General features: G+C 59.4%; 11 protein-coding genes. 7 read left to right on the forward strand and 4 right to left on the reverse strand.

The window, feature by feature from the left end:
* Window positions 1–4: 4 nt before the first annotated feature.
* The 4 genes from ED21_RS01145 to ED21_RS01160 form a co-directional block, all read right to left on the reverse strand.
* Window positions 5–184 (reverse strand): hypothetical protein, encoded by a 180-nt coding sequence (locus tag ED21_RS01145; RefSeq protein WP_006831969.1) that lies wholly within the window; start codon window positions 182–184, stop codon window positions 5–7.
* 45 nt (window positions 185–229) lie between these two features.
* Window positions 230–1990: a cation:proton antiporter gene (locus tag ED21_RS01150; RefSeq protein ID WP_006831970.1), complete on the reverse strand. Its 1761-nt coding sequence runs from the start codon at window positions 1988–1990 to the stop codon at window positions 230–232.
* A 50-nt stretch (window positions 1991–2040) separates the two neighbouring features.
* Window positions 2041–3696: a carbon-nitrogen hydrolase family protein gene (locus ED21_RS01155; protein ID WP_006831971.1), complete on the reverse strand. Its 1656-nt coding sequence runs from the start codon at window positions 3694–3696 to the stop codon at window positions 2041–2043.
* A gap of 105 nt (window positions 3697–3801) precedes the next feature.
* Window positions 3802–5022: an NADP-dependent isocitrate dehydrogenase gene (locus tag ED21_RS01160; RefSeq protein ID WP_006831972.1), complete on the reverse strand. Its 1221-nt coding sequence runs from the start codon at window positions 5020–5022 to the stop codon at window positions 3802–3804.
* A 237-nt stretch (window positions 5023–5259) separates the two neighbouring features.
* Here ED21_RS01160 and ED21_RS01165 point away from each other — a divergent pair, with 237 nt between their 5' ends.
* The 7 genes from ED21_RS01165 to ED21_RS01195 all read left to right on the forward strand — a co-directional run bounded on the left by ED21_RS01165 (window position 5260) and on the right by ED21_RS01195 (window position 13912).
* Complete coding sequence (locus ED21_RS01165; RefSeq protein WP_006831973.1) at window positions 5260–6627, forward strand: sugar transferase; 1368 nt, start codon at window positions 5260–5262, stop codon at window positions 6625–6627.
* A 193-nt stretch (window positions 6628–6820) separates the two neighbouring features.
* A complete protein-coding gene (locus ED21_RS01170; RefSeq protein WP_006831974.1) occupies window positions 6821–7084 on the forward strand; it encodes a hypothetical protein in 264 nt (87 codons plus the stop codon).
* 92 nt (window positions 7085–7176) lie between these two features.
* On the forward strand, window positions 7177–8535 hold the full coding sequence (locus tag ED21_RS01175) for an O-antigen ligase (RefSeq protein ID WP_006831975.1): 1359 nt from the start codon (window positions 7177–7179) through the stop codon (window positions 8533–8535).
* The gene (locus ED21_RS01180) at window positions 8528–9217 is read left to right on the forward strand and encodes a polysaccharide biosynthesis/export family protein (RefSeq protein WP_006831976.1); all 690 of its coding nucleotides are present in this window, start codon (window positions 8528–8530) and stop codon (window positions 9215–9217) included. The genes ED21_RS01175 and ED21_RS01180 overlap by 8 nt, the downstream gene beginning before the upstream one ends.
* Before the next feature lie 3 nt (window positions 9218–9220).
* Complete coding sequence (locus ED21_RS01185) at window positions 9221–11464, forward strand: polysaccharide biosynthesis tyrosine autokinase (RefSeq protein WP_006831977.1); 2244 nt, start codon at window positions 9221–9223, stop codon at window positions 11462–11464.
* A gap of 107 nt (window positions 11465–11571) precedes the next feature.
* Entirely contained in the window at window positions 11572–12618 is a 1047-nt protein-coding gene (locus ED21_RS01190) for a hypothetical protein (RefSeq protein WP_006831978.1), read from the forward strand.
* A 37-nt stretch (window positions 12619–12655) separates the two neighbouring features.
* Window positions 12656–13912, forward strand: coding sequence for a hypothetical protein (locus ED21_RS01195; RefSeq protein ID WP_006831979.1), 1257 nt, complete (start codon window positions 12656–12658; stop codon window positions 13910–13912).
* The last annotated feature ends 28 nt before the right edge of the window (window positions 13913–13940 follow it).

Genomic DNA, 13940 nt, shown 5'->3' on the forward strand with positions numbered 1-13940 from the left:
ATAGTCAGGCGCTGGGCGTGCTCTTGGTCACGCCGCTCGAACCCTGTTCGATGTCGTAGCCTTCAGTGTCACCGGGCGCGCCGCGCTTTTCGGTCGGGGCGTGCGACTTCAGCGGGTCTTGCACATTCTGCGGCTTGAACTTCTCGTCGTTCGGGGTCGGCTTGGTGGGGTCGGGGTTGCTCATATTTGCTCTCCTTTTGCCCAATCAACGGCTAGGGAGCGCAATCGTTCAACCGTTCGCCGTGCTTGAGCGTAGCTTGGGCTTGTAGCCAAGCGCGCCTTCTTCCTCGATCTGTTCGCGGAACTCGTCGCGCTTCTCGTGGATGGAGGCGATGACCGGTCCCATCGCAACGCCGATGTCGACGAGCACCGCTTCCGACAGCTGCAATGTAGCCTCGAGCGCTTCCGGCACGGCGTGGCTGGCACCGGCGCGGTAGAGTTCGGCCGCATGCGCTATGTCACGGGCGCGGGCGACAATGAGGAGGTCTGGGTATTCGCTACGCAGCTTGCGGACGAGACGTTCGGCAAGGACGGGTTCGTCCATGGTCAGGACTACGGCCAGCGCGTCTTCGATGCCGAGGTGATGCAGCGCATCGCCTCTTGCGGCATTGCCGAAGGTTGCGCGGTAGCCCTCGCGTTTGGCGTATTCGATCAGGTCCGCATCGGAATCGATCGCAACATAGGCTTTCTCATGCGCCTTGAGCATCTGTGCAACGAGACGTCCGACGCGGCCAATGCCGACGATGATGACTTTACGCTCGCCCTCGTCCTCTGGCGGGAGTTCGGGCGCTGGTTCGACCCGGCGGGCCACCACCCGGCCCAAACGGGCCAGCAGTGGAGTGATAGTAAGTCCGATAGCGGTCACGATCTGCCAGAATTGCGCCGTACCGGGCTGGATCAGCAGCGCCGAGCTGGCCGCGGTGAGAACGATGAGCGTGGTCTCTGATGGGCTGGCCATCAAAATGCCGGTTTCGGCCGCCGTGCTGCGGCGCGCGCCCATCAGGCGCAGGAGCACGCCGGTCAGCAGTGCCTTGAACACCAGAACGCCGACCACGGCGGTCGCAATCATACCGAAATGCTCTGCGATTGTCGCAAGGTCGATGCTCATGCCGACGGTAATGAGGAAGATACCCAGCGCGAGGCCCTTGAAGGGCTCCATGATGCTTTCGACTTCGGTGTGGTATTCGGTTTCGGCAATCAGCAGACCTGCAATCAGCGCGCCGACGATGGGCGAAAGGCCCACGGCTGCCGTTGCGAGGCTCGACCCGATGACCACAAGCATCGCGGCGGCGAGGAACAACTCGGGACTCTTGGTGCGTGCGGCCTGCGCAAAGAGGCGGGGAAGGGCATAGCGCCCGGCAATCATCATTACGGCAATGACGGCTGCGCCCTGCCACATGGTCGTCAGCAGGCCTTCCCAGCCTTCGGAAGCGGCATTGGGTGCCATGGCGCCGAGGATGAAGACGATGGGCACGATCATGATGTCTTCGAACAGCAGCATCGACAGCGCTGCCCGACCGACAGGACTGGTGCTGCCCGAAATTGGCAGCACGATAGCGGTCGAGGAGAAGGCAAGCGCAAAGCCCAGCGCCAGCGCGCCAATCCAGTATTGCCCCATCATCGACAACACGATGGCGAGACAGATACCGCCTATCAGCAGTTCGGCCGCGCCAAGTCCGAAGACCAGCCTGCGCAACTGCCACAGACGCTTGAATGAGAGTTCGAGCCCGATGGCGAACAGCAGGAGAATAATTCCGAATTCAGCGAATAGATCCAGCGCCTCCGGGTCCGATATGGTTATGTGTTCCAACCACGGTCTTTCGAAGACGAGTTGGCCGAGGCCATACGGTCCGACGAGGATACCGATGAGGATGAACCCGATGACCGGCGTGATGCGGAAGCGGGTGAAAACCGGGATGACGAGGCCCGCCGCGCCCAGGATGACGAGCGCGTCGGAAAGTGCAGGTGATGCCAATTCGCCCGATGCCATGGGTAAGCTCTAGCCAGCAGGTTTTACGAAGTCACGACGAATGGATGGATTTAACCACCGCCGGGATGCGCCGGACCCAGCGGCTCGCGTCGCGGGCGAGGCTTGCCGGGGTGCTTGCCGTCCTCGTCCCACTCTATGCGGTAGAGATCGAAACGGCGGTCGGCGAGGTTGCGAACGGTACCTTCGGCGCGGGCCCATTGGAGGTCGGCGAGGTTGATGTCGCTGATCGTGAGCGTCTCGACATTCTCGGTCGCTTCGGCGGCAATGCCGTCGCGTGCGAAGGGGAAGTCGCAAGGCGTCAGGATGCAGCTCTGGGCATACTGGATATCCATATTGCCGACATTGGGCAGGTTGCCGACATTGCCCGAGAGGACGACGAAACACTGGTTCTCGATCGCGCGCGCCTGTCCGCAATAGCGGACGCGCAGATATCCCTGGCGGCTGTCGGTGCAGAAGGGCACGAAAATGATCCGCGCGCCTTCGTCGGCGAGGCGGCGGGAGAGTTCGGGGAACTCGCTGTCGTAGCAGATCTGCACACCGATCGGGCCGCAGTCGGTCTGGATCACCTCGACCTTGTCGCCGCCCTTGATGTTCCACCAGTAACGCTCGTTGGGAGTGGGGTGAATCTTCTCCTGTGCGTGGACCGATCCATCGCGCAGGCAGACATAGGCGACGTTGTGGATGTCGCCATCCTCCATCCGCGTGGGGTGGCTGCCGGCGATGATGTTGATGTTGTAGCGCATCGCCATTTCCGAAATGTCGTCACGCAAACGCGGGGTGTATTCCGACAACCGTTCGATCGCTTCGACGGGCGAGAGTTCCTTCTCCTCGAAACTCAGCAGCATGAGCGTGAAGAGCTCGGGAAAAACAATGAAGTCTGCCTCGTAATCACTTGCAACATCGACGAAATAGGTGACATGACGCATGAATTCGTCATAGTCGGCGACCTGCCGTGCCTGCAGCTGGCAGGTGGCCACGCGTACCGCTTCGACCCCGCGCGGTAGGCGCTTTTTCACGGGCTGGTCACGCTCCACATAGGGATTGCGCCAGACCATCATGATCGCGTTGGCCATGCTGGCCTTGTCTTCGGGCAGGTAGCCTTCCATCACCCGCTCAGGTTCGAAACCGTTGGCGAGTTGGAAACGCAGCACGGGGTCGTGCAGCTTCCCGGCGACCACCTGATCGAGATAATCCTGCGGTCCTTCCACCTTTCGGCGGTTGCGGCGATAGTTCGGCATGCGCCCGGCAAAGACGATGCCGGTCAGGTCACGCTCTTCGGCCAGCGCACGACGTTCTTCATACAGGCGCCGCCCGATGCGCACCCCGCGCACCTTGGGATCGACGCACATCTCGTAGCCATAGAGCCAGTCACCGGTCGGATCGTGGCGGCTGCCATAGCCATTGGCGGTGATCTCGTCCCAGTCGTGGTCCTGGAAGGCGAGGGCTTCGGCGACCTGCATCGTCGCGCAATAGCCCACTACCTCGTCATCGAGCAGCGCGACGAAGCACCCTTCGCGGAAATTGTTGATCTGGCCGCGGATTTCGCCGTGCGTATAGGCGGGCATATCCTCGTAGACGCGGCGCACGAGGTTCGCGATGCCCGGAATGTCCTTGATCTTGGCGTTGCGGATGTCGAGCCGCTTCTGCCCGAACTTTTCCGAACCCTTGCGGCGAGTGGTGCGCTTCTTCGCTGGCTGCTTGGCCATCAATACCCCGTCTTCAATTTATCGACCCCAAACGAAAACGGGGCCGGCTCACGCCGACCCCGATGATCTGGCTTATCCGGGTAACGACCCGGAGAGCATAGGGTTTCAGCCCCAATTCGCCATTTCGGCTTCGAGGCCTTCCACAATGGCTTCGAAGAACTGTTCGGTTGTCATCCAGCTCTGGTCCGGACCGATGAGCAGCGCGAGGTCCTTCGTCATCTTGCCGCTTTCGACGGTCTTGATGCAGACCTGCTCGAGTGTCTCGGCGAACTTGACCACTTCGGGCGTGTTGTCGAACTTGCCGCGATACATGAGGCCGCGCGTCCATGCGAAAATGCTGGCGATCGGGTTGGTGGAGGTCGCCTTGCCCTGCTGGTGCTGGCGATAGTGACGGGTGACAGTGCCGTGCGCCGCTTCCGCTTCGACGGTTTTGCCGTCGGGCGTCATCAGGACCGAGGTCATCAGGCCGAGCGAGCCAAAGCCCTGTGCGACGATGTCCGACTGCACGTCACCGTCGTAGTTCTTGCAGGCCCAGACAAACTTGCCGTTCCACTTGAGGGCGGCTGCGACCATGTCGTCGATCAGGCGGTGTTCGTAAGTGATCCCGTGCTTTTCGAACTGGTCCTTGTACTCGGCGTCGAAGATTTCCTGGAACAGGTCCTTGAAGCGTCCATCGTACTTCTTGAGGATGGTGTTCTTGGTCGACAGGTACACCGGCCACTTGCGGTCGAGGCCGTACTGGAAGCTTGCGCGCGCGAAATCGCGGATGCTGTCGTCGAGGTTGTACATCGCCATGGCAACGCCGGGGCTCTGGAATTCGAACACGTCGAGATCGATATTCTCGCCGTTCTCGCCTTCGAAGACGAGGCGCAGCTTGCCCGCACCCGGGATGAGGGTGTCGGTGGCGCGGTACTGGTCACCGAAGGCGTGACGGCCGACCACGATGGGATCGGTCCAGCCGGGGACGAGACGCGGCACGTTGTCGATGACGATTGGTTCGCGGAAGACCACGCCGCCGAGAATGTTGCGGATGGTGCCGTTGGGCGAGCGCCACATCTTCTTGAGGTCGAATTCCTCGACGCGCGCTTCGTCGGGCGTAATGGTGGCGCACTTCACGCCGACGCCGTGTTCCTTGATCGCGTTGGCTGCGTCGACCGTGATCTGGTCGTCGGTCTCGTCGCGCTTCTCGATCGAGAGGTCGTAATATTTGAGGTCGACGTCGAGGTAAGGAAGGATCAGCCGTTCGCGGATCCACTTCCAGATGATCTTCGTCATTTCGTCGCCGTCGAGTTCGACGACCGGGTTGGCTACCTTGATCTTGGCCATGGTTTTCCTGTTGGTTCGAATGAAGTTGCGCGCGCTCTAGCAGAGTGGCGCAAGAGGGCAAGGTTGAGGCCTGAGCTCAATGGCTGCCGTAGTGTTAACTCAATGTGCTTCTGCCAAAATATATTGCGTCGACCCTACAGTCTAAGTAAGGCTTCGCATGAACAAGACGCAGAATCTCGCCAGCGATTTCATAAATCGAGTTACCCCTAATCAGGCCAGTGCGAGCCGGGACGAAGCATGCCGCTGAAGGACTTTATCGAGCAAAACCGGCGTCCGGCGATGGAGCATCGTCGGATACAACTCTACGCCGCGCTTTTTCTGATCGATATCGGGACACTTTTCGCCAGCTTCTGGCTGTCCGGCGCGATCTACGTCGGACGGATGCCATCCCTTCGTGCAATTCAGGTGATGCAGTTCACGATTCCGATCTTCGTGATCATAGCAATCTACAACCGCCTCTATTCGATCCAGACGCTTGAGAGCTTTAGGCATGCGCTTTGGCGCCTGTCGCTGACCCTCGGTCTATCGGCGATGCTGTTTCTCGTCATGACATTTTATGTCGGCTCCTCGACGGACTTCGCCCGCCTGACCTTTTCCACCGCTGTTATCATGGCATTTCTCGCCATGATCGTGGTGCGCGCGTTCTTCTATTGGTACGTCAAGCGCAATTTCCGGGGGCGTATATCGAATGTCTTGATCATCGAAGATGGCGGGCCCTTCATTGATCTGCCCGGTGTCGATCGGGTCGAGGCCGACGGCGAGATGGTCGAGCAAGCCCACTCCGACCCGGAAGCACTCGACCTTCTCGGGCGGACAATGCGCGGCATGGACCGGGTGATAGTGAGCTGCCCTGTAGACCGTCGGAAATTCTGGACCCGTATCATGCGGGCCTCCGGAGTTCATGGGGAGGTCGTCTCGGAGGCGCTGCAGGAACTCGGCGCTCTCGCTCTGGAGCGCGAACACGGCTGGTCCTTCCTTGTCGTTTCGGCAGGACCGCTGGGCCTCAGGGCAAGGCTGACCAAGCGGGTAATCGATCTGGCGTTCACCGTTCCGGCCTTGATCCTCCTGGGCCCGCTGATGCTTGTGGTGGCGTTGCTGATCAAGCTCGAGGACGGTGGGCCGGTTTTCTTCGTGCAACCCCGAATGGGGCAAGGAAACTGTATGTTCGACATGCTGAAGTTCCGCTCGATGAAAGTCGGCAAGCTCGACGCCGAAGGCGCGCGTTCGACCTCGCGGGAAGATGACCGGGTAACGCGAATCGGGAAGTTCATTCGCCGCACCAGCATCGACGAATTGCCGCAACTGCTGAATGTCTTGCGATCCGAAATGAGCTTGGTGGGACCGCGTCCGCACGCCTTGGGATCGCTCGCGAACGAGAAGCTGTTCTGGGAGATCGACAGCAATTACTGGCAGCGTCATTCGCTCAAGCCCGGGCTTACTGGTCTGGCGCAGGTCCGTGGTTTCCGTGGCGCCACCGAAACGGAGATGCATCTGACTGACCGGTTGGGGGCTGACCTGGAATATATTCGCCACTGGTCGCCACTCGGGGACCTCAAGATCATATTCGCAACTGCTAAGGTGCTGGTGCATCCAAACGCCTACTGAGCCGAAGTGATGCATATATGTCAATTTTCCAAACAAATATCGTTTTTCAGGAACGTTCCGCTCTTGGCAAACTTGGTGTCCTGTGCGAGCCGAAGATCTCGTCGTAACTGCAATTTAACCGGTTGCACTTAGGGCGAAACATTGCTAGCGAGGAAAATGAATTCTCGTAAGAAGAAAAACTAGGAGATTACCTATGAAGACCAGCCGCCTTCTTTCGGGCCTCGGTGCAGTTGCCATGGCGGTCGTTCCCGTCGCTGCACAGGCCGGAACCCGCGCTGCTGACACCGGTGCTATTGCCGTGCAGCCCGTCAAGATGTCGGGTGTAGAGCGTGGCACGGAAAGTGTTACGACCAAAAGCGAACTCGGCGGCTCGGCCGTGATTATCGCTGCCCTCGCGGCAATTGCCGTGATTGTCGGCATTATCATTGCTGTCGACGATGATGACACCACCGATTAATTGAATCGGTACAAAATTTGAACCCCGTCGGTTTTGGTGCCGGCGGGGTTTTTTATGTCTGTCTACAAGCGGAAGGCCGCTGAGGTCTTGGGATGGCACCACTGCGCAATCTATCCTTTTCCGAGAGGGTGTTCGCACCAATCAGGGAATTGGGCTGGCCTTTCGTCGCCTTCCTATTCCTGGCCCTCGTCCTAGGCGGGGGCGGAATTCGTCACGGGCTGACCAACCTCGTCGTGCAGGCAGGTGCTCTGGCGATCCTCCTACTCTGGCCGGGCAAAATCCGCGCCTTTCTTACCCATGGGCCGAAAGGCTTGATTGTTCTCGTAGCAGCCTCTGTGCTGTTGCCCCTCTTGCAATTGGTTCCGCTCCCCCCCGGTCTGTGGCAGGGTCTTCCGGGTCGCGAAATGGCGACTGAGAGCAGGTTCTTGGTGGGCGCAGGTGGCGACTGGTTTCCGCTCACTCTCGACAGGGGCCGGACCATCGTTGCGGCGTTGGCGCTTTTCGGCCCTCTGGCCGTTATCGCCAGCTACGACTACCGGTCCGAGAAGGCGGCGAAAGCCGCGCTTGCGGTCCTCTTGGCAATGGCGTTCCTGCAGGTCTGTTTCGGAGTGGTCCAGCTTGCGGCAGGCGGGGACACTCTGACCTTTTATGAAACCAACCGCGAGGGCCGTTTCTACGGGTTCTTCATCGGCCACATCGCCAGCGGGCTGTTCATGGTCGTGGGGCTGTGCGCGTTGATCGGGCATTACGAAATGTCCCGCAAGACGTTGATCCGTACCCTGCTGTACCTCGGTTTCGGGCTCCTGCTGGTCGTGGGCGTGATCCTTACCAATTCGCGATCGGCGGTGGCGCTTCTGCTTCTTCCCGCTGCATGGGCTGGCTTCATCGCCCTCCGGCACAGCAAAACGCTCGCGCCCAAGTTGCGCGGGTTCGCCCTGGGCGGGGCGCTTGTCGCCTTGCTCGGAACCGTCGCGCTGTTCGCGACCAACGATCGGCTCGCCGGAACCTGGGACCGGTATCAGGACCTGGAGGATTCCCGTCCGGATATCTGGGAGGATACGCTCGTCGGGATCGAGCGCTACTGGCCGGTTGGAAGCGGGATGGGTACGTTCGACGAAGTTTTCCAGGTCGAGGAATCGCTCGAGGCACTAGTAGCAAAGAAGGCTGCGCGCGCGCACAACGAATATCTCGAGATCCTGCTGGAGGCCGGCATTTATGGCGCCGGTCTCGTACTCGCATGGTTTCTGTATCTAGCCTATGCAATTATCCGAGGGCTTCGTTCGGTTCAGGCTCCCGTCACTGTTGCCGCGGCATTGGCTGGACTTTGTTTTGCGCTTCAGGCTTTAATCTATTTTCCGCTGCGGAATATGGCTGAATTATGCGTTGCAGGACTCCTCGTGGCTCTGCTAACGGCGCCGCTGACGACTAAGAGGGATCGTAAAATTGGCTAGGTTTTTCGGTGGCATTCTGGCTGCCTCGACGCTGCTGCTCGCAGGCTGCTTCAGCCCATCCGGCAACTTGCCTCAGGGCGAGGCCGCCTATCGGATCATGCCGGCCGCAAGCGATACCCTCGGGGCGCAGGAATATCGTATCGGCGTGCTTGATACCCTTTCGATCCGTGTTTTCCAGGAAAGCGAACTCACTTTCGAAGAGATTTCGGTCAATTCGGCTGGTACAATCAACTTCCCTTTCATAGGAGAGATCACGGCGATCGGTAAGACTCCGATCGAATTGAGTCGCGAAATCGAAGCTGGCCTTGGTAGCCGCTATATTCGCAACCCTCAGGTCGTCGTCGGGGTGGTTAGTTCTGCGGCTCAGCGTGTCACTGTCGAAGGCGAAGTCGAACAACCGGGTGTCTACGAGATTGCCGGGACGTCATCGCTATTGGAATCCGTCGCGAGGGCACGTGGCCTGACAGCGACCGGTGTCGATGACGAGGTTATTATTTTCCGAATGGTCGACGGCGAACGCTATGGTGCAGTCTTCGATCTTAAGGCAATTCGCGAAGGCCGTGCCGACGACCCGGAGATACTCGGTGGAGACCGTATTGTTGTCGGCTATTCCGCAGTCCGCGGCGCTTGGGAAAGTTTCCTCAAGGCGGCCCCGCTGTTCAATGTGTTTACAAGGTTCTGACAATTGGCATCTGGATATCCGCTAGACGGTTCATACGAGAGCACCAATCCGAAGACGGGCGGCGTCCGCGAATATCCGGTTGGGACACCTGGCGGCGAGGACGTCTTTTTCGACATCGATCTTCGTAGCATCGGCGCTGCCGTCCGTCGCAATCTCCTTGGTGTAATCGCTATTCTGATAATCGCACTTGGCGCCGGTGTTCTTATTACCCTGCTGATGCGCCCGCAGTATGTGGCGACCTCACAGGTGCTAATCGAACAGAACGCCGACGCGATCATCGAAGGTGCTGAGACCCAGACCAACGTCCCCATGCAGGAGACCGAACGGTTCTTGCAGACCCAGGTCGACGTGATCGAAAGCCGGAGTCTCGCCGAACGGGTCGTGGAATCGGAGAACTTGTCCGACCGGGAAGATTTCTACGCCGCACAGGGTGAAGAAATGCCGCAGCTCGATGCCCTCGAAGGGACAGGCTACGGTGGGCCTGAAGGACTTGCGCGACTGCGGCGCGACACGGCGATAGACATGGTGCTCGACGGTTTGACCGTAACGCTCCCCATCGACAGCCGCCTCGTCTCGGTCCACTTCAAAAGCGGCGATGCGGTGATCGCGGCCGAACTGGCCAATTCGATTGCGCAGAATTTTATGGAGAGCAATCTCGCTCGGAAGTTCGACAGCAGCGCATATGCGCGTGAATTCCTTGCCCAGCAGCTTGAAGATGCCCGCAACAAGCTCGAGCAGAGCGAAAAAGATCTCAATGCCTTCTCGCGTGCCGCGGGCCTTATCCGTGTCAGTGGTCAGGGCCAGAACGCCGATCAAGAGACGACGCTTTCGGTCACTAATGAGACACTGCAACAACTCAATGCAGCGGCAGCCCAGGCGACGGCTGACCGAATTACAGCGGAGAACAGTTGGCAGTCAATTGCGGATCAGCCAATCAATTCGATCCCCCAGGTGCTCCAGAACCCCGCATATAGCCAACTTGTCCGCGAACGTGCCGTTGCGGAAGCGCGCCTTGCAGAGGAGCGGGCGCGCCATCTCGACGAGCACCCCAATGTGCAAGCCTTGCAGGCGCAGGTCGAGCAGATCGATAATCAACTCCAACAGGTCGGGAATTCAATCAAGGCCTCGGTCCAACTCGGCTATCGCGCTGTTCGCGAGCGTGAGAACGAAATTATCGCGCAGGTTGACGAGGTACGTAATTTTGCACTTGATGAGCAAGATCGCGGCGTGGAGTACAACGTGCTTAAGCGCGTTGCCGAGACCGATAGAGCGCTTTACAACACGCTCCTGACCCGTTTCAACGAGCTCAACGCAACGGCAGGCGCTACGTCGAACAATGTATCGCTGGTTGATGCCGCTCAAGCGCCGCGTGATCCTAGCTCCCCTAATCTTGGCATCAATATGCTGGTGGCATTGCTTGGCGGCCTGATTGTTGCCGGCGGTTTTGTCTTCCTGCGCGAGCAATTCGATGCGGTACTCCGCACCCCAGAGGATGTTGAGCGTAAGCTGGGCGTTCCGCTGCTTGGCCTCATTCCCATCATCCAAGGCTCCAATCCCGCAGAAGATCTTGAAGATCCCAAATCGCCGGTCAGTGAATCCTACCAGTCGCTTGTGACGAACCTGCGGTACAGCACCGGTGAGGGTATTCCACGAACGCTAATGGTCACTTCAGCACAAGCAGGCGAGGGCAAAACAACTTCCGCTGGCAAGTTGGCGCTGGAATTTGCGGAATTGGGGCGGAAGACACTCCTGATCGATGCCGATTTGAGACGCCCCACATTGCATCGCAAACTAGCAAATCGGGATCAGGAAGGGTTTACGACGGTCTTGGCTGGTGAGCGCGCGATTGATGAGGTCCTAGTGCCTTCAGGGCATCCGAACCTCACTTACCTAACCGCTCTGCCAATTCCCCCCGATCCGGCGGCGCTTCTCGGCAGTATGAACTTCGACGGCTTGATTGCCGATCTTCTCACGCGGTTCGATAGCGTTGTCTTCGATGCTCCGCCAATGCTCGGGCTGTCCGACGCTCCTACTATCGCGGCACATACGGACGCCGTATTGATCGTGATTGACGCTGAAAGTGGAAATCGCGGTGCAGTGAAAACGGCGCTGAGCCGATTGAATTTGGTTAAGGCCAACGTGATCGGCGCGGTTCTGACGAAGTTCAATCCGCGCAATGTTAGCGGAGAATATTCCTACTACGGGAATGACTACTACGCTTATGATTCATCGGGCGACGACAAGTGATTGTGCCTGGCCGGCAGTGGGTCGGCTGGGGGCTGCGCATAGTCCTGTTTTTGGGGATGCTCGTAGTAGCGACAGTCTTTCAGCTGGATCGCCATTCTAGTACGCGTATGACCCTGATGGCCTACGTGCCGCCTGGCCTCGGTGGGTTCGCCGATGCTAAGGCAGCCAGGGTACTGGCATTGCATGCACCCGAAATGGCGGTGGAGCGCGCGGAAGCGTCCCTTCGGCACCGCCCGATTGATGCAGGAACACTGGCTGCCTTCGCTATGGCTGCGGTTGAAGCCGATGATGTCAATCGCGCTGGCCAAGCGCTCAGCTTGGCTGCTCAACGGGGGTGGCGTGATACCTATACCCAAGTGATGGTGGTGGGTAGTGCGCTTACCGAAGAGAAATGGGTGGTCGCTGCCCAAAGGATTGACGCTCTTGCGCGTCTGCAGCGTGAAGAAGAAGCTATCTTTGGCTCACTCAGCTTGATGCTGCCGTCCAAAGGCGGGCGTGAAGCACTCGCGGCTCGATTGGGCGAAAGCAATCCACTTGTCTATGCGCTCGCCGATTTCATCGCCTCCTACCCCGATTTCGGCCCCGAAGTGGCGGAGACTTTCGTACTTGCACAAGCATCAGGGGACGAAATGCCGTGCTCGAGCTTCTCTCGCGTCACCCGCACTCTCCTTGCAAGGGATAAGGGAGAAGCCGCTTTGTCAGTCTGGCCGGAACGTTGCTTTGGTGAGTCCAATCGCACGGTGGCGTTCGCCTTCGACGGAAGCGAGGAGGATCCGTTCAGCTGGACCTATCCTTCCTCGGCCGGGCTGTCGGTCAGCAGGGGTGACGCGGAAGGGCAGCTAAAAGTTCGCCACCGCGACCGCCTGCGCCGCCTCTTCGCTTCGCGTTACTTGACACTGGCCCCCGGATCGCACCGCCTCACATTGCAGCGCGAAGACGACGGATCGTCCTCCCGCCGGATGTCGGCCGGTCCGGCGAAGATCCAGGTCGACCTGCGCTGCGACAGGAGCAGCACGAGCGCCTACGCGGCGCTGGTTTCCGCGCAATACGAAGATGCCATCGATTTTGTTGTGCCGGAAGACTGCCCCACGCAATATCTGGCCCTGTCGACATCCAACGGTACCGCCAGCAACCTGGTCATCTCGATCGACTGAGATGCGGATCTCGACGTCCCTTCCCCTGGCAGCGGCGATGGCGATCCCGCGTACCGCGTTCAGCTATGCCGCCTATGTCGGCGCGCCGCTGCTGCTGATCAACTGGCTGTCGTCGCGCACCTATGCCAAGGCGATTTTCCTGCTCGTGTTCCTGGCCGTTTCAGCCGTGGTCAACCGCGCGCTCGGGCTAAGTTTCTCGGTCACGGCCTGGGCGCTCGAACTGGCGCTGGTCCTGCCCTTCCTCGCCGCTGCGCTTGGCTTCATGCCGGCGAAATATGTCAACGGTCGGCGGCTGATCCGAATTCTCAATATCATCGTTCTGGTCACAAGCCTGATTAGCCTCGTGCAGCAGGGCTTTCCGCTCCGGCTGCCCTATATCCATTACTTGCCCGACTTTTGGAATGGCGGTTTCGGGAATGGCGGCGCGAAAATCGTCACGATCATCGGCTTTTTCGGGATTATCGAGGCGCTGACCCGCAAGCGAAAAATGTCCTTGCTGGACAACCGGGTCCTGATTGTCGCGACGCTCAATTTCGTTGTGCCGAACTTCATCCTCGGCATCCTTGCCGGGGTGGCCGCCTTGATCATCTTCCTCCGCAAGAACCGGCTCCTGCTGTTCTTCGGCGCGGCGCTGGCGATGGTTTTCGTGCCCTATCTCGAATACCGGTCCGAGCAGAAGAACAACGTCTTCACCGAAACCTACGGCGCCAACCCGAAGCTCTACGCGTTCGTGACCGTGGGCAACCTCTATCGCGAGCAGCCGCATACCGTGCTTGTGGGGACCGGTCTGGGTCAGTTCACCAGTCAGCCCGCGATCTGGTCCAGCCCGATCAACCGCTACATCAGTACGCACGACATGCCCTCATTGCCGGGCATGTTCTCCGCCGAAGTGCACAATCGCTACGTTGCGCCGGCCCTCTTGCGCTTCAAGACCCAGAAATGGGCTATCTACTCCAGCGCGAACAAACCCTACAGCGGGGTGACCCAATTGCTGGCCGAACTCGGTATCCCGCTGACGCTGCTGCTGGTATTTGCCGCCTACCGATTGTTCTGGCGCGGATCGCAGTCCGATTTCGGACGTGCGGCTTTCCTGTTTGCCGTGTTCGTAAACCTGCTCGACCCCCAGATCGATTCCCCGTGGTTTGGCGTTATGCTGATTGCCACCCTCGAGGCGATCCGCCGCGATGCAGCCATCAAGGCCAGCGAGAGAGCGCTTGGCGAAAACCGGGAGAGCGGGGTATTTACGGCACCTCTTGCCGACCGGGCCGATCTGGAACCCGGTCTGGCGCGGTAGTCCCGCTATCAGCTTCGATTCGATAATT

This window comes from Erythrobacter sp. SD-21 (assembly GCF_000181515.1).
GTDB lineage: Bacteria > Pseudomonadota > Alphaproteobacteria > Sphingomonadales > Sphingomonadaceae > Qipengyuania.